Annotated in this window: 22 protein-coding genes; 13 read left to right on the top strand and 9 right to left on the bottom strand. The window is 55.7% G+C overall.

Annotation, left to right across the window (positions count from 1 at the left end):
- The first annotated feature begins 15 nt into the window (after positions 1-15).
- The 8 genes from G512_RS21470 (at position 16) to G512_RS0116080 (ending at position 7,053) form a co-directional block, all read left to right on the top strand.
- Positions 16-1,428, top strand: coding sequence for an MFS transporter (locus tag G512_RS21470; RefSeq protein ID WP_073833407.1), 1,413 nt, complete (start codon positions 16-18; stop codon positions 1,426-1,428).
- Between the two features lie 23 nt (positions 1,429-1,451).
- Positions 1,452-1,859 carry a hypothetical protein gene (locus tag G512_RS0116110; RefSeq protein ID WP_143181452.1) on the top strand — a complete coding sequence of 136 codons (408 nt, stop codon included), beginning with the start codon at positions 1,452-1,454 and terminating at the stop codon, positions 1,857-1,859.
- 35 nt (positions 1,860-1,894) lie between these two features.
- Positions 1,895-2,377, top strand: coding sequence for a copper chaperone PCu(A)C (locus G512_RS0116105; RefSeq protein ID WP_028482609.1), 483 nt, complete (start codon positions 1,895-1,897; stop codon positions 2,375-2,377).
- A gap of 12 nt (positions 2,378-2,389) precedes the next feature.
- Positions 2,390-3,004: an SCO family protein gene (locus tag G512_RS0116100; RefSeq protein ID WP_028482608.1), complete on the top strand. Its 615-nt coding sequence runs from the start codon at positions 2,390-2,392 to the stop codon at positions 3,002-3,004.
- Positions 3,005-3,225: 221 nt separating this feature from the next.
- Positions 3,226-3,957, top strand: a complete 732-nt coding sequence (locus G512_RS0116095) for a TlyA family RNA methyltransferase (RefSeq protein WP_028482607.1) — start codon at positions 3,226-3,228, stop codon at positions 3,955-3,957.
- 60 nt (positions 3,958-4,017) lie between these two features.
- Positions 4,018-5,274: a class I SAM-dependent RNA methyltransferase gene (locus G512_RS0116090; protein ID WP_028482606.1), complete on the top strand. Its 1,257-nt coding sequence runs from the start codon at positions 4,018-4,020 to the stop codon at positions 5,272-5,274.
- Positions 5,275-5,286: 12 nt separating this feature from the next.
- Positions 5,287-6,345 (top strand): class I SAM-dependent methyltransferase, encoded by a 1,059-nt coding sequence (locus G512_RS21465; protein ID WP_036489886.1) that lies wholly within the window; start codon positions 5,287-5,289, stop codon positions 6,343-6,345.
- A 411-nt stretch (positions 6,346-6,756) separates the two neighbouring features.
- Complete coding sequence (locus G512_RS0116080) at positions 6,757-7,053, top strand: DUF1330 domain-containing protein (protein WP_028482605.1); 297 nt, start codon at positions 6,757-6,759, stop codon at positions 7,051-7,053.
- Here G512_RS0116080 and G512_RS22250 read toward each other — a convergent pair.
- The 7 genes from G512_RS22250 to fabI all read right to left on the bottom strand — a co-directional run bounded on the left by G512_RS22250 (position 7,050) and on the right by fabI (position 13,317).
- On the bottom strand, positions 7,050-7,784 hold the full coding sequence (locus G512_RS22250; RefSeq protein WP_051269523.1) for a class I SAM-dependent methyltransferase: 735 nt from the start codon (positions 7,782-7,784) through the stop codon (positions 7,050-7,052). The two genes, G512_RS0116080 and G512_RS22250, sit on opposite strands and share 4 nt — an antisense overlap.
- Before the next feature lie 148 nt (positions 7,785-7,932).
- Entirely contained in the window at positions 7,933-8,481 is a 549-nt protein-coding gene (locus G512_RS0116070) for a hypothetical protein (RefSeq protein WP_051269468.1), read from the bottom strand.
- A 37-nt stretch (positions 8,482-8,518) separates the two neighbouring features.
- Complete coding sequence (gene ribB / locus G512_RS0116065) at positions 8,519-9,835, bottom strand: 3,4-dihydroxy-2-butanone-4-phosphate synthase (RefSeq protein WP_028482602.1); 1,317 nt, start codon at positions 9,833-9,835, stop codon at positions 8,519-8,521.
- A 182-nt stretch (positions 9,836-10,017) separates the two neighbouring features.
- Positions 10,018-11,109, bottom strand: coding sequence for a chorismate synthase (aroC, locus tag G512_RS0116060; protein WP_028482601.1), 1,092 nt, complete (start codon positions 11,107-11,109; stop codon positions 10,018-10,020).
- Between the two features lie 130 nt (positions 11,110-11,239).
- Complete coding sequence (locus G512_RS0116055) at positions 11,240-11,671, bottom strand: N-acetyltransferase (protein WP_028482600.1); 432 nt, start codon at positions 11,669-11,671, stop codon at positions 11,240-11,242.
- Between the two features lie 6 nt (positions 11,672-11,677).
- On the bottom strand, positions 11,678-12,301 hold the full coding sequence (locus G512_RS0116050; protein WP_028482599.1) for a histidine phosphatase family protein: 624 nt from the start codon (positions 12,299-12,301) through the stop codon (positions 11,678-11,680).
- Between the two features lie 194 nt (positions 12,302-12,495).
- Positions 12,496-13,317 (bottom strand): enoyl-ACP reductase FabI, encoded by an 822-nt coding sequence (gene fabI, locus G512_RS0116045; protein ID WP_028482598.1) that lies wholly within the window; start codon positions 13,315-13,317, stop codon positions 12,496-12,498.
- 174 nt (positions 13,318-13,491) lie between these two features.
- Between fabI and G512_RS0116040 the strand changes: the two genes are divergently transcribed.
- Positions 13,492-14,904, top strand: coding sequence for an FAD-binding oxidoreductase (locus G512_RS0116040; RefSeq protein ID WP_028482597.1), 1,413 nt, complete (start codon positions 13,492-13,494; stop codon positions 14,902-14,904).
- Between the two features lie 51 nt (positions 14,905-14,955).
- Here the strand turns inward: G512_RS0116040 and G512_RS0116035 are convergent, their stop codons facing one another.
- Positions 14,956-15,738 (bottom strand): SOS response-associated peptidase, encoded by a 783-nt coding sequence (locus G512_RS0116035; RefSeq protein WP_028482596.1) that lies wholly within the window; start codon positions 15,736-15,738, stop codon positions 14,956-14,958.
- An 89-nt stretch (positions 15,739-15,827) separates the two neighbouring features.
- On the opposite strand from G512_RS0116035, the gene G512_RS0116030 reads away from it, so the two are divergent.
- The 4 genes from G512_RS0116030 to G512_RS0116020 all read left to right on the top strand — a co-directional run bounded on the left by G512_RS0116030 (position 15,828) and on the right by G512_RS0116020 (position 17,852).
- Positions 15,828-16,340 (top strand): hypothetical protein, encoded by a 513-nt coding sequence (locus tag G512_RS0116030; protein WP_028482595.1) that lies wholly within the window; start codon positions 15,828-15,830, stop codon positions 16,338-16,340.
- 21 nt (positions 16,341-16,361) lie between these two features.
- Positions 16,362-16,754 carry an NUDIX hydrolase gene (locus G512_RS0116025; RefSeq protein ID WP_028482594.1) on the top strand — a complete coding sequence of 131 codons (393 nt, stop codon included), beginning with the start codon at positions 16,362-16,364 and terminating at the stop codon, positions 16,752-16,754.
- Positions 16,755-16,890: 136 nt separating this feature from the next.
- Positions 16,891-17,322, top strand: a complete 432-nt coding sequence (locus tag G512_RS22485) for a TIGR02301 family protein (RefSeq protein WP_102868379.1) — start codon at positions 16,891-16,893, stop codon at positions 17,320-17,322.
- Between the two features lie 245 nt (positions 17,323-17,567).
- Positions 17,568-17,852: a hypothetical protein gene (locus G512_RS0116020; protein WP_028482593.1), complete on the top strand. Its 285-nt coding sequence runs from the start codon at positions 17,568-17,570 to the stop codon at positions 17,850-17,852.
- A gap of 1 nt (position 17,853) precedes the next feature.
- Here G512_RS0116020 and G512_RS0116015 read toward each other — a convergent pair whose 3' ends face one another.
- Positions 17,854-18,495, bottom strand: a complete 642-nt coding sequence (locus G512_RS0116015) for a LysE family translocator (RefSeq protein WP_028482592.1) — start codon at positions 18,493-18,495, stop codon at positions 17,854-17,856.
- Positions 18,496-18,544: the final 49 nt, after the last annotated feature.

The raw sequence follows: 18,544 nt of genomic DNA, 5'->3' as shown, positions 1-18,544 counted from the left end.
GGAAGAGGGTTTTTTATGGCTCAATTGCTGGTTCCCATCGGCGCCCTGCTCATTTCAGTGGTGCTCATTCTGGCTGGGCATGGCCTCAGCTCCACGGTCATTCCGCTACGCGCCGAACTGGCGTCCTTCAGCGGCTTTGCAATCGGTCTGATTTCATCGTCGTTCTATATCGGCTATGTAATTGCCTGCTTCTTCTCACATCACTTCATCACCCGCGCTGGTCACATTCGAGCTTTTACGGCACTCGTGTCGATCATGTCGGCGGCAGCATTGATGCACCCACTCATCGTCGATCCGGTATCGTGGTTCATTTTTCGCTGCCTGACCGGTTTCTGCTTCGCCGGCATGAACCTTGTGGTGGAGAGCTGGCTCAATGAGCGCTCCAGTAACGAGAACCGCGGCGCCGTCATGTCGATCTACGTTGTGTTGACGTTCCTTGCGGTCATCGTCGGTCAGCTGAGCTTGATCACCTTTGATATTTCCAGCTTTGCCCCGTTTGCGATTGCCTCGGTACTGGTCAGCATGGCGGTGGTTCCGGTGGCCATGACCAATGCCACGCAGCCGGCACCGTTGGCGATGGTGAGCTTCAACCCCATCAAGCTCTACAACACCTCGGCAATCGCATTGATCGGTTGTTTGCTGATTGGTCTGGCAAATTCGTCTCTATGGACGCTGGTGCCGTTGTATGGTGCGCAAACGTCATTCACAACGAGCCAGATTGCCTATATCGCCGCCGCGATCGTTTTGGGCGGAGCCATTGCACAGTGGCCTATTGGACGCTTGTCCGACCGCATGGATCGGCGTTATGTCATGCTGGGCCTGACGGCATCATCCGCGTTGATAGCAGGACTGTTGTTTGCGCTTGAAGCACCGGCGTTTTACACCGCGCTTGCCGTGTTCGTGCTGTTGGGCATGACGACCCAGCCGATATACGCCGTGATTGCAGCCCATGCTTTCGACCACTCGAATGCTGATGAGTATGTTCAAACCTCCTCAGGCATTTTGATGGCGTTCGGCAGCGGCTCTATTGTTGGCCCTATTGCAGCTTCGTGGTTCATGGGAACAGCAGGCCCAGCGGGACTGTTCATGTGGGTGGCAATCGTTGAGGCTGGCCTTGCAGCGTATGTCGTCAGCCGTCTGATTATTCGTCCTGCTGTGGAAGACGAAGAAAAGACCGACTTCGAACTCACCTCTACAGCCAATGTGGGTGCCACCATGACCCCCGAACCGTTGGATCCGGAGGCACCAAACGTGATTGCGCCGGAAGAATTCCCTGCCTACGAGGGTGAGGATGCATTGGCGGCGGACGAAGCCATGGATCTGGATACGGACGGCGAAGAGGAACCTGAATACTTTGTTCAGGACTTCCACAATCCGGAAGAGCAGGATTATCAGGTTGTAGACCAGAATGAGGATAGACAGACCTAGCGGGAATTGCTTACATCCGATTCATGAGAGTTACTTCGACATTCCTGCAGTGTTTGCGCCTTGAGAGCCGCCCGGTTGCCATTTTGGCCGGCTTAGCGCTCACAGCGCGAATCCTGCTGTTGTCGCTGGGCATTCTTACGGTTTCCGATAGTGCTGTAGCAGGACTTGGCCATCTGTGCGCACCCTCCGGCTACAGCACCAAAGCACCTGTTTCTGATGATGAGACTGCAGCTCACCTGTGCCACTGCGGAATCTTGTGCGCCCAGAACGCAGTCTCGAAACTAACCGCCACGCCTCCATCAGTTCCATCGCTCGGCGCAAACGAGATGTCCGTGACAGGCATCCTGCGTCCGGCACCCCTTGTTGCAACAGCCCATGCGAACAGCGAAGGCCCCAACATAAGAGCACCACCCTACTCGATTGAGCTTTGACGTATTCAAATCATCAATCGACAAAAGGACGTGCCATGTTGACCTTCAAGACTGTTTTCACAGCCATTGCGCTTTCCACCCTGCCGCTTTCAATGGCAGCTGCCGATCCGATTCAACTCGGCGATCTTACCCTTGAAAAGGCTTGGACCCGCGCCACACCACCCCGGGCCCGTGCAGGAGGCGGTTTTCTGACGATTACCAATACAGGCAATCAGGACGCCCGGTTGATTGCGGGCCAATCTGATGTTGCCGAGCGAACAGAAATCCACGAGATGGCTGTGACGGATGGCATCATGAAAATGCGCGAGCTCACGGATGGCCTGACCATTCCCGCGGGCGAAACAGTGGAACTGAAACCCGGTGGCTACCATGTCATGTTCATGGGGCTGAAGGATCCGTTCGTGGCAGGTGAAAGCGTTCGCGTTACGCTGACATTCGAGCCGGGCGGTCCGGTTGATGTCACCATGCCAGTCCATGAAATGGGCGCCAAATCGACGATGAGTCACAGCAAGCATTAAGGAGCGCCAAACATGACCACCGCTCGTATGATCCGATATGCCGCATGGGCAGCCGTTGTGTTGCTGGTGATTGCGGTGGCTGCCGTTTCCTACACCTCGTGGCGCTCACAAGAGGGAATTCCGCTGGCACCTGTTGCATCGATTGGCGGCCCCTTCACGCTTGTGAACGGCAAGGGAGAGACAGTGACCCGGGAGGACTTGAAGGGCAAACCAACGCTGATGTTCTTTGGGTTCACCTATTGTCCGGATGTATGCCCCACTACCCTGTTCGAGATGCAGGGATGGATAGAGGCTCTTGGAGATGATGCTGACAAACTGAACTATGCGTTCGTCAGCGTCGATCCTGAGCGCGACACACCGGATGTCATGTCAGACTACGTGGCCGCATTCGATGATCGCATCACGCCACTGACAGGCACACCGGAGCAAATTCAGGACGTCATCAAGGCCTACCGTGTCTATGCCCGTCGTGTAGAATTGGATGACGGTGACTACACCATGGATCATACGGCCGGTGTTTACATGATGACTGCAGATCACCAGTTCGTGGGCACCATCAGCTATGGAGAAACCCACGACGCAGCGCTGCAAAAGATTCGCGATCTCATCAGCGCAAATGCGGCTTAGAAAGCCGGCTTGCCTTTGGAACCCACCCTCGCAAGCCTTTGTTGAAGCAGAACCAACGGGATGCTCTCCCGTTGGTTTCCTTTGCCTTGTCTCATGATTCACAGAAATTGAAAGTCTGGCAGCAGGGTTGCCCTAGCCTTTCCCTGAAGTTGCAGTAGGAAAAACAGGCATTGATGTGTAAATTGCACTGAACCAAATTCAACCAAAGGTATGTCCCAGTTATGCGCCTAGACCAATATCTGGTGGAGCGAGGCCAATTTGACTCCCGGGCACGGGCCCGCGATGCCGTTTTGCGCGGCACTGTGGAAGTTGACGGGATTCCAGCCAAAAAGCCCTCTCAGAATGTGGCGGAGGGGTGCCTTGTAGTCATCAATGATCCCGCACAGACATACGTCTCCCGCGCAGCACTCAAGTTGAAAGAGGCTCTCAAGATCTTCGAGTTGTCTCCAAAAGGACAGGTCTGTCTTGATCTCGGTGCGTCGACCGGTGGTTTCACTCAGGTACTGCTTGAACACGGCGCCGAGCGAGTGCACGCCATTGATGTGGGCCATGACCAGTTGCACCCAAAGATCGCCGCGGATCCGCGTGTCAATCGCCGAGATGGCGTCAATGCCCGCACGCTGACCCTCGCCGATCTGGAGGACTTGAGCCCCACCTTTATTGTCAGTGACATCAGTTTCATCTCACTTCAGTTGGCATTGCCGCCCGCGCTCCATCTGGCACGTTCCGGTGCAGTGGGCGTTTTTCTGGTGAAGCCGCAATTCGAAGCTGGCCGTGATCGCATCGGAAAGGGAGGTATTGTTAGCCACGATGTTGGACTTGCAGTTGCCGAGGAATTGCGGCAGTGGTTCGCCCAGCAAGAAAGTTGGCGGGTGCTGGGTATGATACCATCCCCCATTCTGGGCGGAGATGGCAACCGAGAGTACTTGCTTGCTGCCCGGAAAGACGGTTAAACGCCGTCATCAGGTTTCATTCCCGGTACCTGTCGCGTCACTCTCAAGAAAGCAAGCTTCATGACTACCTCGTCTGTCGAACGTTTCCACATAGATCGCCTGGCTCACAAAGGAGACGGCGTGGCAGAAACCGGGGCTGGTTCTGTTTTCATTGCAGGCGCGCTTCCCGGCGAAACGGTGACGGCCAAACGTGCGGGTGATCGTGCAGCGCTCGTGAATATTGAGACTCCAAGCAAGGATCGCATTACGCCCATTTGCAAGCACGCGGCAGTCTGTGGCGGCTGTACCCTTCAACACATGGCACCGGGCGCCTATCTTGACTTCAAGCGCACTGTTGTTGTGGATGCATTGAAGGCAAGAGGCATTGAAACAACGGTAGACCAGCCTCTGACATGCGCGCCCGCAACGCGTCGGCGGGCGGTTTTTACCGCTACTCGTGCGGGACACAAGATCCTCTTGGGATACCATGAAGCCAAGTCGAAACGTCTGGTGGATGTGGAAGAATGCCCCGTACTTGTTCCGGAAATCGTGGCGGCAATGCCGGGATTGCGACGTCTGGCATCGGAAGTCATGCCCAGACGCGGCGATCTCAAGCTGACGGTTACCGCCACACTTGAAGGGCTTGATGTTGCCATCAAGGGGCTTGGCCGCTCGTTGGACAAGCACTTCCTGACGCTGTCTCAGGCTGCAATGGAGAACGGGTATGCGCGACTGACGGCAGATGCGGAAACCATTCTGGAGTTGCGGCCACCATATCTCGACATGGGCGGGGCGCGGGTTTCCATTCCCTCAGGCGGTTTCTTGCAAGCAACCCAGCATGCGGAAAACGAGATGGCGGCGTTGGTGATCGAGGGCATCGGTCCTGCGCCAAAAGTCGCCGATCTGTTCGCAGGTGCGGGCACATTTACCTTTCGATTGGCGCGCACAGCATCCGTGCATGCCGTGGAGAGTGATAGCGCCGCTCTTGCCGCCCTGGATGCAGCCCGTCGCCATGCCAAGGGTCTCAAGGAAGTCTCAAGTGAACGGCGTGATCTGTTCCGCCGCCCCCTGACCACCAAGGAACTGGACAACTTCGGCAACGGGTATGATGCGGTTGTGTTTGATCCGCCGCGGGCCGGGGCTTTGGCTCAGGCTGAGGAACTCGCTCGATCCAGTGTTACCCGCATCGTAGCCGTGTCATGCAATCCGGCAACTCTGGCCAGAGACCTGCGAGCCTTGTTGGACGGCGGATACACCCTCACGAAGGTTGTTCCAGTGGACCAGTTCCTGTTCTCGCCCCATATTGAGGTTGTTGCATTGTTGGAGCGACCTTCCTGAGGAGATAGTTTCATGGACCGCCCTTCCCCGTTTCGTCTGGCTCGTCGATCAACCTACTGGATGGAACAAGGCATGAGGGTGGCTTTCTACGCGCTCTACGAAAGGGCGATGGGCCGCATCGCCCGGCGCTATCCTGTGGCTCCGGATGGCAAGGAACGACCCAAAGGACCGTTTCCCTCTCGCCAAGAGATGTATGCGGATATTCGCGATTTGTTTGACCGGGATTTTCGGAATATGGAAGCCGGTCTCTACCCGATGCGCCGAGGTCCCTACCGCAACCTGAAAGAGCTGTTGAACACTGGCCAGCGCTTTCTGGAGGATGTTCCGAAGGTAGCCAAGCGACGAGCTCAAGGCCAACATCAGGAAGTTGGCCGCGAACGCAGAGCGCTACCAAGATACTACCAACAGAACTTTCACTTTCAGACCGACGGATGGTTGAGCGAAGATTCCGCACGGATCTATGACTTTCAGGTGGATGTCCTTTTCAAGGGAACCACAGCCGTGATGCGGCGTCTGGCCCTAGCCCAAATGGCAAAAGCCATTGCCGGCGCTGATCGGCGTCGCCTAGCCTATGTTGATGTTGCCTGCGGCACGGGAGGGTTACTCAATCCGGCGCTCTCCGCATTTCCGGGTTTACGTGGCACGGGTATTGATCTGTCTCTGGATTATCTTCAGGTGGCGCGCGAACGCAGCCAGACTGGCCGCTCAAGCTATTTGTGCGCCAATGCCGAAAACCTGCCCTTTGCTGACGACAGCGTGGACCTTGTCAGCTGCGTCTATCTGTTTCACGAACTGCCCCCCAAGGCCCGCCGCCAAGTAGCAAGGGAAATCGCTCGAATACTCAAGCCGGGGGGGACATTCATTTTCATGGACAGCCTGCTGAAAGGCGACCGATCCTCTTACGACGGCTCGCTGGAGGCGTTCCCCGTATTGTTTCATGAGCCGTATTTTAGCAGCTATGTGAATGAGGATCTGGAGGCGCTGTTTGCCGAGGTCGGTTTGAGCCTGGAGGAAACGGATCTGGCGTTTGTCTCGCGTATCAATCGATTCAGGATGTTTGCAGAAACCTAAGGAAAACACTGAGGGTGTAAAACGAGAGTCACACCTGGCCCTTAACGTCACCTCTCCGTTCTTTTTTGGATTCGTGACGTGATTAAGTGGTTTTATTGGCTTGGCGCGGCGGTCTGCATCATTCTTGGGCTGCTGACAGTCTGGCTCCCTATACCTACCGGCCTTCCCCTGCTTGCGTTTGGCGTTGTGATCCTGATTGCGACCAGTCGGGGTGCAGCGCGGCTTCTACGAGGCTGGCGGCGCACCTCAGCCCCTCTCAACCGTTCCATCGTGTGGCTGGAAGACCGCAGCCGAGGACGGTTTCGCCGAATTTTGATGCGAACCAGACCGCGCTACGCCAAAAAGCTAATGAAGAATGACAGGACTAGCGACCTATAGTGGCGGACCACCGCAAGAACAGAGGGAACAATCATGACAGCGTATGTGATCGCCGATACACGGATTAAAGATCCTGAAGCCTACGAAGACTATAAGGCACAAGCCAAACGGATTGCCGAAAGTTATGGCGGTGTCTATCGCGCGCGCGGCGGCAAGATGAAGGCGGTGGAGACAGAACTCTGGACGCCCACCCGACTTGTCATAATCGAGTTTCCGTCGATGGAGGCCGCAGAAGCGTTTGTAAACTCGCCTGAATACGCACCAGTCAAGGCGTTGCGCCATGCCCATGCCGACAGCACGCTCACAATCATAGAAGGCATTTCAGCCTAAAGCTTCCGACCAGTCACGATAATATATGGACTTTTTTCGGAGGCCTCGGAGCCATCCCAGTCGCCATACCATGCAGCGGGCTGCAAATCGACGGCACGGAACAAGTCCATCAAATGAGCCTTTGGCACAAAGCGGCGTTCCTTGTTCATGGAACACTTCTCGCCCCGGCTATCGTAATGCGTTTTCATACGCACAAGTCCAGTTGGATCGGGCCCATCAAAATCCTGCCAGAAGGCAACATCTTCGCCGTCAGCGCTACGCACCCGCATCGGCCGCTCCACAGCTGGCCATGCTTCCCATGGTTTGGCTGAAGGATTGAGCAGGCCGAAAGCAAAACGGCCGCCGCTTTTCAAGTGCGCGGCGACCGTTTGGAGAAGAAGAACCTGATCAGTATCAGTTGTAAAGGCGTGGAAGGCGTTTCCGCTAATCACGACCGTATCAAACGATCGGTTAAGTCGGATTGTTCGGGCATCCGCCCCTACCCACGTCACCGCCCGTGTTCGGCGGATTGCCTTGGCGATCTTGCGTGGATTGCGATCCACGCCGACCACTTCCACACCTGCCTGACTGAGGGCGTGCGAGAGCGCTCCCGTGCCACATGCGATTTGGAGTGCACTGGTTCCAGATTGACCGGCAAAATCTAGAAGGAACCTATCGTCATCCCCCCAGTCTTTTTCCAGGGAGACAAATCTTTGGTGGTCCGGCACCGTATTCATCTGCGTCGTGTGCATCGTGATATCACCATTGTTATGGGCCTGCATACCGCAGCGTAAGGCAGTATTTTTAACAGACCCTCCCCACATTTCCAAGATAAACCGAGAAGGTGGCAAAATGGGGTTAGCAACCACAAAAATATCACAGTGTTGCAGACGGGTCACTTCAGACCGAGCGAAACTGACGTAAACGGGAGAGAATCTGCTCCGGCGGCATTCGAAGGGTGTGCAAATCTACAACCACGGTGGGATGGCCCTCAGCATCTTTCTTCAAACGCCAGTTCCGCATCATCAAGGACCGCCAGAACGGCTGCCTTTGCGGCTTGGCCACGGCCTTGTCCATATCCGTATTCAGTTGAATGACAAGTTTGGTCAACATGATGGAACGCACAGCCGTTGAGTGAAGTGTCAAGGCACTGACCGCCGACCAATCAAGAAATCCGATACCGTCGACGAACAGGCCATCCTCTCTGGCCCCGACTTGAGGCTCGCGCGTGACAGTGGGGTAGAACCAGGCTGCGAGTGCCCCGGCCACCAAGGCCACTCCCAAGGCGACCGGATAGCCAACAAGCGCAAACACGAGCGCTCCAACCGCCACCGCAGCCCCGCCATAGACGATCCCCTCACCGGCACCCTTTGCATATCCTGTTGCAAAGGGCTCTGGTCTAGCCTGGCTGCTTTCGTCCCAAGGGTCCAAGTGGTGAGGCTGGGCCAACGGCTGTCCAACTCCGAAAAAAAGGGAGTGCCGGCGATTATCCGGCGATCTCCGTTGTTTCAATTTCAATACCGAACCCTTCCAGCCCGATATAGTGGCGTTCACGGCTTGCCAAAACCCGGATTGAGGTAACACCCAGATCCTTCAGGATCTGAGCACCAAGACCGATCTCGCGCCATCCACGCTCACGAGACTGAGCCGATTGGTGCTGCTCCACTTCCGCAGCCTCAAGCCCTTCGCGAGCGCGCTGGGACTGCTGTGCAACGCCGACACCACCTTCGCGAAGGTATACGATAACGCCCCGTCCGCGTTCGGCAAAGTCCTTCATTACGTTGCTAAGGGATTTGCTTGTGCCGAATACATCATCCACCACGGCTTCGCGTTGAAGCCGCACAGGGACACCACGACCGTCCCGAATATCACCGAAAATGATGGCAAGGTGGTCCATCTTGTCAAATGGCGTCGAAAAGGAAATGGCGGTTGCGGCCCCAAATGGCGTTTCGATGCGTTGTTCCTCGCCCCGCTCGACAAAAGACTCGTTTCGCTGCCGCCAGGCAATAAGGTCCGCCACCGAGACCATCTTCAGCCCATGCTCTTCAGCGAATTCAGCAACAGCCTCACCCCGTTTGACCGTGCCATCATCATTGACCAACTCGCTGATGACACCAACCTCAGGCAATCCGGTCAAGCGACAAAGATCCACTGCGGCTTCCGTATGGCCGGACCGGATCAAGACGCCCCCTTCCTTTGCGATCAACGGAAATACGTGACCCGGACGGACGAAATCAGCCGCACCCGCATTCGGGTTGGCCAACCCGCGCACCGTCGCGCACCGCTCTTCCGCCGAAATGCCTGTTGTCAAGCCGGGCGCATAATCTACCGAGACCGTGAACGCCGTCGCCAATGGCGCATCATTGTTGCTGACCATTGGGTCAAGTCGGAGACGACCCGCCGTTTCACGAGTCATTGGCGCGCACACAATGCCGGATGTATGGCGAATGATGAACGCCATTTGCTCAGGCGTGACCTTGCTCGCGGCAACAATCAGATCGCCTTCATTTTCCCGATCATCATCGTCCGTAACGACGACCATTTCTCCATTTTCGAAGGCTCGAAGAGCTTCGGCGACGCGGGTCTGGGACACAGCATACTCCCTGGTTTCCTTGAGGCCCAAGAAATCGTTGGGGGTGACTTCCCCACCGGTTGCTTCGGCAATTTTCTGAGCCATCTCGCGTGAGACCCAAACGGCTGGATCGTTACACAGAGCCGTGACAGACGCTGGCGACAGCCCAGCCCGGCGCGCAAATGCGCTCCGGCTCTCTGACTTTTGAGCAAGCCACTTGTCCAGTCTCATGAGCACTCCACCGTTCAGCTCCACAAAAAGAAGCGGATAATTTCAGTCATACTGAAAACTGAAGGCTGCGCCGTTAAAAATCAAGGGGAATTTTGGCAGGCGGGACCCATGATTACTAGCCCATTAGACGCAAAAGGCCGCCCTCATGAGGCGGCCTCGCGAAGCACTTGTTGTTTCAGAGGCTATTTACCGCCGACCTGGCCGCGGTGTCGAAGGAAGTGATCTGCCAGAACGCATGCCATCATCGCCTCCCCCACAGGAACCGCCCGAATACCAACGCAGGGGTCATGGCGCCCCTTTGTCATGACATCGACCTCTTCACCGCTTCGCGTCACAGATTTGCGCGGTGTCAGAATGGAAGAGGTCGGCTTGACAGCAAAACGAGCTATCACTGGCGCACCACTGGAAATGCCACCCAATACGCCGCCCGCATGATTGGACAGGAAGTGCGGCTGCCCATCACTTCCGATGCGCATTTCGTCGGCATTCTCTTCGCCGGTAAGCGCGGCTGCTTCGAAGCCATTCCCAATCTCAACGCCCTTGACCGCATTGATAGACATCATGGCCGATGCAATATCCTGATCCAACTTGCCATAGACCGGCGCACCCAGACCGACCGGCACACCTTCAGCGACAACTTCAATAACGGCCCCAACCGATGAACCGGATTTACGTAAATCATCCAGATAGTCGGCATAGAACGTCGCAGCTTCCTTGTCCGGGCAGAAGAAAGGATTATTGTCGACCTCAGCCCAGTCCCAGTTTTCCCGGTTGATTTTGTGGGGCCCCATCTGGACCAGTGCCGCACGGATGGAGATGTCTGGAACGACAAGACGCGCAACCGCCCCGGCAGCAACACGCGCCGCCGTTTCGCGCGCTGAGGATCGCCCCCCGCCACGATAGTCTCGAATGCCATACTTGGCATCGTAGGTGTAGTCGGCATGACCGGGGCGGTAGCGCTCCTTGATCTCGGAGTAGTCCTTGGAACGCTGATCGGTGTTTTCGATCATCAAAGAAATGGGTGTCCCTGTGGTGCGCAGAACACCCTCTTCATCCGTCATCGTGCCAGACAGGATCTTGACCTGATCAGGCTCACGCCGCTGTGTCGTGTATTTGGACTGCCCTGGTTTGCGTCGATCCAAATAGGACTGAATTTCCTGTTCGGAAATCGGCAGGAGCGGCGGACATCCGTCAATCACACAGCCAAGGGCCGGCCCGTGGCTTTCGCCCCAGGTAGTGAAACGGAAGAGGGAACCAAAGGTATTGTGGGACATATCGTTCCGACATTCATGGTGCGCTGATTGCGCACGAGGTCAACACTGGAAACCGGTTGTAAGTCTGTTCGCGTATGGGGTCAATTGCGCCGGCTGCGCGCGTTTCTCAGGTTTTTCTCAAGAAGAGCCACTAGTCGCCGACCCACTCCATAAGAAGCTCCGGATGCCCGGTGTGCGGATCACTCTGCTCGTTGAGAACCGAAAAGCCCTGCGCCAAATAGAACCCGTAGGCGCTGACATTTTCCTTGTAGACGGTCAATTGCAAACGCTTGCTCTGCGCCTTGGCACGGCTCATCAACAGGCGGCCAATTCCCTTTCCCTGCTGATCCGGGCTTACGAACAATGCCGCCAGATTATCCTCGACAAGACTGACAAACCCTTGCGGCTGGCCGTTGTCGAGCGCAACCCATGTGCGGGCAGCAGGAAGATAGGTATCCTGCATCGCCGGCAACATACCCTCCCAAAAGCTCGAGGGAATGAAGTCATGCGCCTGAACAGAGGCTTTTAACCAGATATCAAGCAGGTGCTCCATGTGTTCCGGAGCGAATTCGACGATATCCATCTGCCTTTACACCCAACTTTCGTCGAGGCTGCGCCAAATCCAGAACTGATCCTGAGGCACATCAAGACTGGGTATCTCGGATGCATCAAATCCCATCAACATACCGCGCAAAACGCGCAAAACACCACCGTGGGAGACGATAACCATCGGCCGGGATCGCGTCATCAGCCACCCCTCGATGCGCGCCGACAGCATCTTGTAACTTTCCCCTTCCGGCGGCACAAAGCCCCACTTGTCAGCCTTTCGCGCCTCTGCCAGTTCCGGATTCACCGCCTTGATTTCCGGAATGGTCTTGCCCTCCATCGACCCAAAAGTGATCTCCTTCAGGCGATCATCCAGACCATAGTCCGTCGGCTCAAGACCAAGCTCAGCGCGAACCAGTTCCATCGTCTCGCGCGTGCGCGCCATAGGAGAGGACAGAAACTGAAAATCGATCGCCTTCCAGTCCTCTTGCGCAAGAAGCGACTTCAACTCACGCCCATTGCGTTGAGCCTGTTCGCGACCCGTCTCGTTGATGGGGATGTCCTGCTGGCCCTGCATGCGTCCTTCCGCATTCCAATCCGTCTGGCCGTGACGAATGAAAATAATCGGCGATGGGGCGAGGTGCGCAAGGCGCGTCGGTTGTTCCATGAGTATGTCTGCATTCAGGTTTGGTTATCTATGGGGATCGGACGAGTTCTATACTGTGAGGCAAAGCTTCGACAAGTGTATGACCGGCTTTGCTGTTGGTAAGACCTCTCGCGCCAGTGACAAGCATTCGCTGTACCCACAAAAAAGGGGCGCCTCATGGGCACCCCAAAATCCTGCAGGTAACTACAGTTCGCTCAGTCTTTCATCACGGTCGCGATGTCTGGCGCATCCACGGCCTTCATGCCGACCACGTGATAGCCGCAGTCAACATGGTGCGTTTCACCGGTAACCGCCTTGCTGTAGTCGGACAACAAGTAAACCGCCGAAGTGCCAACTTCTTCGATTGTAACATTGCTACGCAGTGGCGAGTTGTACTCGTTCCACTTCATGATATAGCGCAGGTCACCGATGCCGGACGCGGCAAGGGTCTTGATCGGCCCTGCGGACAAAGCATTGACCCGGATCTTTTTCGGGCCCAAATCCACAGCCAGATACTTTACGCTGGACTCCAACGCTGCTTTGGCAACACCCATTACGTTGTAATTTGGCATGACCTTTTCAGCACCGTAGTAAGTCAGCGTCAGCACGGAGCCACCATCACTCATCAGCTTTTCTGCGCGCTGAGTGACCTTGACCAAAGAATACACCGAGATGTCCATGGTCTTGCGGAAGTTCTCGGAGCTGGTGTCCAAGAACCGGCCAGTCAGTTCGTCCTTGTCCGAAAAGGCAATCGCATGAACGAGGAAGTCGATCTTGCCCCATTTTTCTTCAAGGTTCTTGAAAACCTGATCGACGGACGCATCGTCCGTGACATCGCAGTTACCAACTACATACGCATCCAGCTGCTCTGCGAGCGGCTCCACACGGCGTTTCAGCGAGTCGCCCTGATACGTCAAGGCGAGTTCAGCACCAGCTTCGCGCAATGCCTTGGCAATTCCCCAAGCGATCGATCGGTTATTTGCAAGCCCCATGATCAGGCCGCGCTTACCGTCCATCAATCCTCGCGCTTCTGCCATATTCTTCTCCTGATGAATAACACTTGACCTATCAAGCAGTTTGAATTTGCTATTGCATACTGTTACGCCAGCTTCAAGCCATCGATACGATTGTTCCAACAGCCCTGGACGCCTTCGGAGCAGCGCTTATCTGATAGCCTGACTACGATCAATCCCTAACACGGCGACAATACCATGACACCAGAGAGTCTAATCCGTGCTTTTCAAGAGGTACTGGGAGAGGCCCATGTTCTCACCGAGGCGGCCGATCAGGCGCCTTATCTTGTTGAGTGGAGAGACCGTTTCAAAGGCAGCACGCCCATGGTCCTTCGGCCCGGTTCAACCGCTGAAGTCGCAGCCTGTATGAAGCTTGCCGACGCCCACGATGTGGCCATTGTCCCACAAGGTGGCAACACGGGTTTGGTTGGCGGCCAGATCCCCAAAAACGGCGAAAGTGAAGTGGTTTTAAGCCTTTCGAGGCTCAACAAGATACGCAGCGTAGACCCGTTGGGGCGCACCATGACCGTGGAAGCAGGCACCATCTTGCAGACCATTCATGAACGCGCCGAAGAGCATGATCTCATCTTCCCACTGACGCTTGGAGCACAGGGCTCATGCCAGATCGGGGGCAATATAGCCACCAACGCCGGCGGCACCGCAGTCCTGTCCTATGGCAACACCAGAGAGCTGGTTCTGGGGCTGGAAGTTGTGCTTGCAAATGGTGATGTGTGGGAGGGACTTCGCACCCTTCGCAAGGACAATACCGGTTACGATTTGAAACAATTATTTATCGGTTCGGAAGGCACTCTGGGGATCATTACAGCCGCCACTCTACGTCTTTTTACGAAGCCCAGCGCCGTGGAAGTTGCTTTGTGCGGATTAGATTCGCCCCACCAAGCCCTCTCGCTTCTCTCTGTTGCACAGAAACATGCGGGCCACATGGTCACAGGTTTCGAGTTATTGCCGCAAGTCGGCATGCAATTCAGCGTCAAGCATCAAGGGAATGCGCGCTATCCCATGTCTGAAGAACACCCATGGTATGTTCTTCTGGAGCTGTCGTGCGGCTCCAAGGACATTGACCTGGCAAGCCTGACGGAGGCGATCTTCGAAGAAGCATTTGAAGAGGAACTGCTGAATGATGCCGTTTTGGCGCAAAGCACAACGCAGGCTGATGACTTTTGGCGGCTCCGGCATGGCATGTCAGAAGTGCAAAAGTGCGAAGGCGGCTCTATCAAGCATGATGTTTCGGTCCCCGTGGTAGAGGTTCCTGCCTTCCTTGATGAGGCGATAGCCGCCGTCGAGGCGTTCGTACCTGGCTGTCGTCCTGTCCCGTTTGGCCACATGGGAGATGGCAACATCCACTTCAACATCAGCCAACCTGTCGGTGTAGACAAGCAGGCCTTCCTTGCACAATGGGATGCCGTGAACGAGGTGGTGCATGGCATTGTGGCCAAATATGGTGGCTCCATCTCTGCCGAACACGGCATAGGGGTATTGAAGCGCGACTTGTTGCCGGGAGTTAAGAGCCCGGTTGAGATGGCGATGATGCGCGCCATCAAACAGACACTGGACCCCAAGGGGCTGCTTAATCCGGGACGAGTTCTTTAGATCGTTTGCGCGGGCGGATTGACGCCAACGCCCGCGCATGTCGTTATTCCATTAAAACAGATCGAGCTGATCGTCGTCTTTCGATGCCTTGCCCGGGCCGCTGCTTTTTCGCGATTTTGTCGGCTTGCGACCGGCTTTGGTCAGGTTACCGGATTGGGTCTTGGCGATCGGATCAGTTTCGCGGATCAGGTCCGGGTCATCGTGATCGGCGCTGTTGACCCGTGTCGACACTGGCGTGAAACGCAAGACCCCGTCCGGCGCAGGTTTCAAGAATGAAACTGCCTCACGTGCCATGACAGAGCCCGTATCCAGCCAATCGTCAAACTGGTCTGGATGCAAGAGAGCGGGCATGCGGTGATGGATCGGTGCCATGTCGCCATTAGCAGCTACCGTTATCATGGCCGCAGTGTCGATTTCACCGCCCTCAGGATGGGACCAGGTTTCCCAAAGCCCCGCAAACGCCAGCGGCACCCCATCTTGAGCTTCAATATAGTAGGGCTGCTTCGGCGATACCGTGCGTTGCCACTCGTAGAACCCCGTGGCGGGAATGATGCAGCGACGATGGCGCATGGCGACCTTGAACGACGGCTTTTCCAAAACCGTTTCCGCTCTCGCATTGATGAGCAGAGTAAAACTGGCGGGATCCTTGACCCATGCAGGCACCAACCCCCATCGGGCGAGTGCAAAGTGGCGTTGGCCATGTTCATTCTTGACGAGTGCAACGGGTTGGGTTGGCGCGATATTGTAACGGGGTGGAAAATTCGGCTGCTCGATGTAGGAAAACAGTTCGCGAACTTCCTCTGGGGATGCCGTAAGTGTGTACCGACCGCACATTCCAACTCACTTTGTGTCGTGTTTTAGTAATTTTGCAACGACTTACCCTGTAAAGACGCTAGGATATGTTTACAAGGTCGGAGGACTTGATGGAAGCGCACAGCGAGGAATTGGGACAGGGCGAGATGTCACCAGAGAATCTCGAGCGTGCGAATATCAACCCTTCGACAGGCTTGGCAACAGACTATCTCAATCACTTCAACGAAGTGGTGATGCTGCTGGAAATGATGCCTGACCTGCCAGACTGTGCGGGTGATGTGTTAATCTGGCAACCGTGCGATTATATTCAGCATTTCGAGCAATCCAACTTCTCCGAGAAACGCTTGGCAATCAAGGCATTCGACTGCAGCCCAACCGATCTGCGGGATGCTTTGAACCAAACCGTTGCCTTGATTGATGCTGAAGTCTTGTCCCTGCAAGCCCTCATTGAAAACGCAGAGGCCTTGTCACCGGAGATTCTGCACGAGATCCAGCATCGCGCGACAACGTTTATTCGTCCGTTGATTACGCAGGCCAGCGGTATTATCCATGGACACATTCCTGACGATGCCGAAGCGCTTGAAGACGCGACCCAGGCGGACGTGGACGCCCTTTTCTCCTGAGACCGGAAAGGCTTTCTTGCCATGAAACGAGCCGCCAGCGTTTGTTGCATCACGCCGGACAAGGAAGTGCTGCTTGTTCAGCGGGCCTCCCCTCCTTCTCAAGGTCTCTGGGCATTTCCGGGGGGCAAGGTAGAACCTCATGAAACACCCGAGGCCGCCGCGCGGCGTGAGTTGGAGGAGGAAACCGGCCTGCGCATCGGCAGGCTCAACCTATGGCGGATCAGTCGTCCCCTGGATGGAACCGACACGCCTGCCTACGAGATCCATGTCTTTTTGGCGCCCCTCGCTCGGGCGCCTGTATCTGCGTTAAGCGATGCTGCCGATGCTCGTTGGGTCGCGCTTGAACAAGCGTTGACGCTGCCCCTTGCCGGAGACATGGAACCAAGTCTCGCAGACTTGCTGCGCGCAAATTAACCCGATCTTCGTTGGTTCCCCGCATTCTAGGATCTCCGACGGGTTTTCACCGTGGATTTCAAGGTTTGGCGTTGGTCAACTGTGCAGGCACACTGTAAAATCGTGCAGTTGCGCATGGGTTGCGTGGGAGGTTGTTTTGGTCAGTTCATTAAAGCAGACATCTGCAGCTGTTGCGATTGCGCTTTGTCTGGCTGTCCAGCTTCCAATTTCGGCTGCGGGACAAGAGGGAGAAACCACCCAACCTGCCCCTCCCGAGATTAACGCACCACCTTACGAAGCAGAACTTATGCGGCTCGCAGAGATCTTGGGAGCACTGCATTACTTGCGCCCCTTGTGTGGGCACGATGAACCGGAAGAGTGGAGCGGACGGATGCAGGCACTGCTTGCAGCAGAAGTAACGAATGAACTACGGCGTCGACGGTTCGTGGAGCGCTTCAATCAGGGGTATCGAGGATTCGCTTCAGTTTACCAACGCTGTACACCGTCAGCTGAAGCAGCTTCACGTCGTTACGCGGCACAAGGTTCCAAGATTACGCGTGAAGTCACCGCTAAATACAGCCGCGATTAGTGCTTTTCCGACTTACCCCTATTTTCCACAGGTAAAAACTGCAGGGATTTTGGATAACTCTTTCCAAAGCGCGTGTTAACCATAAATTTTCGAAGCTTTGGATGATCTTAAGTATTCTTTTACAGTTCGGTTTTCTTGGCGACCCGACGTGTTAGGTTCCTGTTGTAGCGCGGCTGACTCGGCACTGATTTGCAGTAAGAGCATGGCTGCGCGCACAAAAGGCAACACAAAAACGGCGGGGCGGAATGATCAAAGATCAAACCCTTGATATCGCGATGGACGAAGAGGTCGAGGAGGTGGAAGTCAGTGACGCTGACATCCGGCGCTTGGCATTGGGGTTCATCCACGAGGCATGGGAAGAGGGTTTGTCGCACGGCATCGACTCTGCAGCCATGGCGCACGCAGCTTTGTTTACAGCCATGATGGATCTTGTATCCATGTTTGGCGAGGAAGCTGTGACGAAATTTGCGGAGGAAATTCCGACGCGTGTGGCGCGCGGCGATTATTCTCTCGACAGGAACCTGCACTAGATCAGTGCAGGCTTCCTGATATCCAAAGGGAGCGGATGAGGATGACGGTGCCGAGGCCAAAGAGCACCGTCCCCGCCCCACGGTTGATCCAGGTCAACCAGGTATCGGTGATCTTGCTGCGAAACCGCGCGATCACCGCCGAAGCGGAGGCCCACCAGCCCAACGCCCCGCAAAACACCCCGACAACCAGCGCTGCAGCTCCCAGATAATCTCCAGTCCTTGGTGCCAAGTGACCGAGCGCGCCAAACAGTGCGAGAAAGCCAAAGATTGTACCGGGGTTCGTGATGGTCATAGCGAGGGCAGCCAGAAAGCCGTGCACCAAACGACTCCGCCCTTCACTAGCCACTTCCAAATGGGGATGAGCGCGAAACACATGCACACCAAACCCCAAAAGCAAAAGCCCGCCAATCAACTGGATGGCGCCAAGATGGTGCGATAAAAAATCGGATATTGTTGTAACGCCAAAGGCCGCTATCAGTGCAAACAGCGTATCCGCGACAACAGCGCCTGCCCCTGCCATCACCCCCGACAGGAAACCAAAATGCAGTGAGCGGCTGATGACCATAATATTGACAGGCCCGACCGGCGCGGAGGTCGCCAAGCCAATCATCACACCGCCCAAAAGGTATTTCAATTCAAACAAACTTCCATGATTCCCTGTTTGACCCAGAGATAGCAGGGTCTCATTCCGG

Source organism: Pseudovibrio exalbescens DSM 16456 (genome assembly GCF_000422785.1).
In the GTDB taxonomy this organism is placed as follows: domain Bacteria; phylum Pseudomonadota; class Alphaproteobacteria; order Rhizobiales; family Stappiaceae; genus Pseudovibrio; species Pseudovibrio exalbescens.
The sequence above is the reverse complement of the archived record's forward strand: the minus strand, read 5'-3'. Positions and strand labels throughout refer to the sequence as shown.

What these genes read in the sequence shown, in the direction of transcription:
- aroC (WP_028482601.1), bottom strand. Translation starts at nt 11,109, where the DNA reads ATGTCCCACAATACCTTTGGTTCCCTCTTCCGTTTCACTACCTGGGGC.
- G512_RS0116040 (WP_028482597.1), top strand. Translation starts at nt 13,492, where the DNA reads ATGACACCAGAGAGTCTAATCCGTGCTTTTCAAGAGGTACTGGGAGAG.
- G512_RS0116100 (WP_028482608.1), top strand. Translation starts at nt 2,390, where the DNA reads ATGACCACCGCTCGTATGATCCGATATGCCGCATGGGCAGCCGTTGTG.
- fabI (WP_028482598.1), bottom strand. Translation starts at nt 13,317, where the DNA reads ATGGCAGAAGCGCGAGGATTGATGGACGGTAAGCGCGGCCTGATCATG.
- G512_RS22250 (WP_051269523.1), bottom strand. Translation starts at nt 7,784, where the DNA reads ATGCACACGACGCAGATGAATACGGTGCCGGACCACCAAAGATTTGTC.
- G512_RS0116105 (WP_028482609.1), top strand. Translation starts at nt 1,895, where the DNA reads ATGTTGACCTTCAAGACTGTTTTCACAGCCATTGCGCTTTCCACCCTG.
- G512_RS0116050 (WP_028482599.1), bottom strand. Translation starts at nt 12,301, where the DNA reads ATGGAACAACCGACGCGCCTTGCGCACCTCGCCCCATCGCCGATTATT.
- G512_RS0116110 (WP_143181452.1), top strand. Translation starts at nt 1,452, where the DNA reads ATGAGAGTTACTTCGACATTCCTGCAGTGTTTGCGCCTTGAGAGCCGC.
- G512_RS0116020 (WP_028482593.1), top strand. Translation starts at nt 17,568, where the DNA reads ATGATCAAAGATCAAACCCTTGATATCGCGATGGACGAAGAGGTCGAG.
- G512_RS0116080 (WP_028482605.1), top strand. Translation starts at nt 6,757, where the DNA reads ATGACAGCGTATGTGATCGCCGATACACGGATTAAAGATCCTGAAGCC.
- G512_RS0116025 (WP_028482594.1), top strand. Translation starts at nt 16,362, where the DNA reads ATGAAACGAGCCGCCAGCGTTTGTTGCATCACGCCGGACAAGGAAGTG.
- G512_RS0116095 (WP_028482607.1), top strand. Translation starts at nt 3,226, where the DNA reads ATGCGCCTAGACCAATATCTGGTGGAGCGAGGCCAATTTGACTCCCGG.
- G512_RS21465 (WP_036489886.1), top strand. Translation starts at nt 5,287, where the DNA reads ATGGACCGCCCTTCCCCGTTTCGTCTGGCTCGTCGATCAACCTACTGG.
- ribB (WP_028482602.1), bottom strand. Translation starts at nt 9,835, where the DNA reads ATGAGACTGGACAAGTGGCTTGCTCAAAAGTCAGAGAGCCGGAGCGCA.
- G512_RS21470 (WP_073833407.1), top strand. Translation starts at nt 16, where the DNA reads ATGGCTCAATTGCTGGTTCCCATCGGCGCCCTGCTCATTTCAGTGGTG.
- G512_RS0116030 (WP_028482595.1), top strand. Translation starts at nt 15,828, where the DNA reads ATGGAAGCGCACAGCGAGGAATTGGGACAGGGCGAGATGTCACCAGAG.
- G512_RS0116035 (WP_028482596.1), bottom strand. Translation starts at nt 15,738, where the DNA reads ATGTGCGGTCGGTACACACTTACGGCATCCCCAGAGGAAGTTCGCGAA.
- G512_RS0116055 (WP_028482600.1), bottom strand. Translation starts at nt 11,671, where the DNA reads ATGGATATCGTCGAATTCGCTCCGGAACACATGGAGCACCTGCTTGAT.
- G512_RS0116090 (WP_028482606.1), top strand. Translation starts at nt 4,018, where the DNA reads ATGACTACCTCGTCTGTCGAACGTTTCCACATAGATCGCCTGGCTCAC.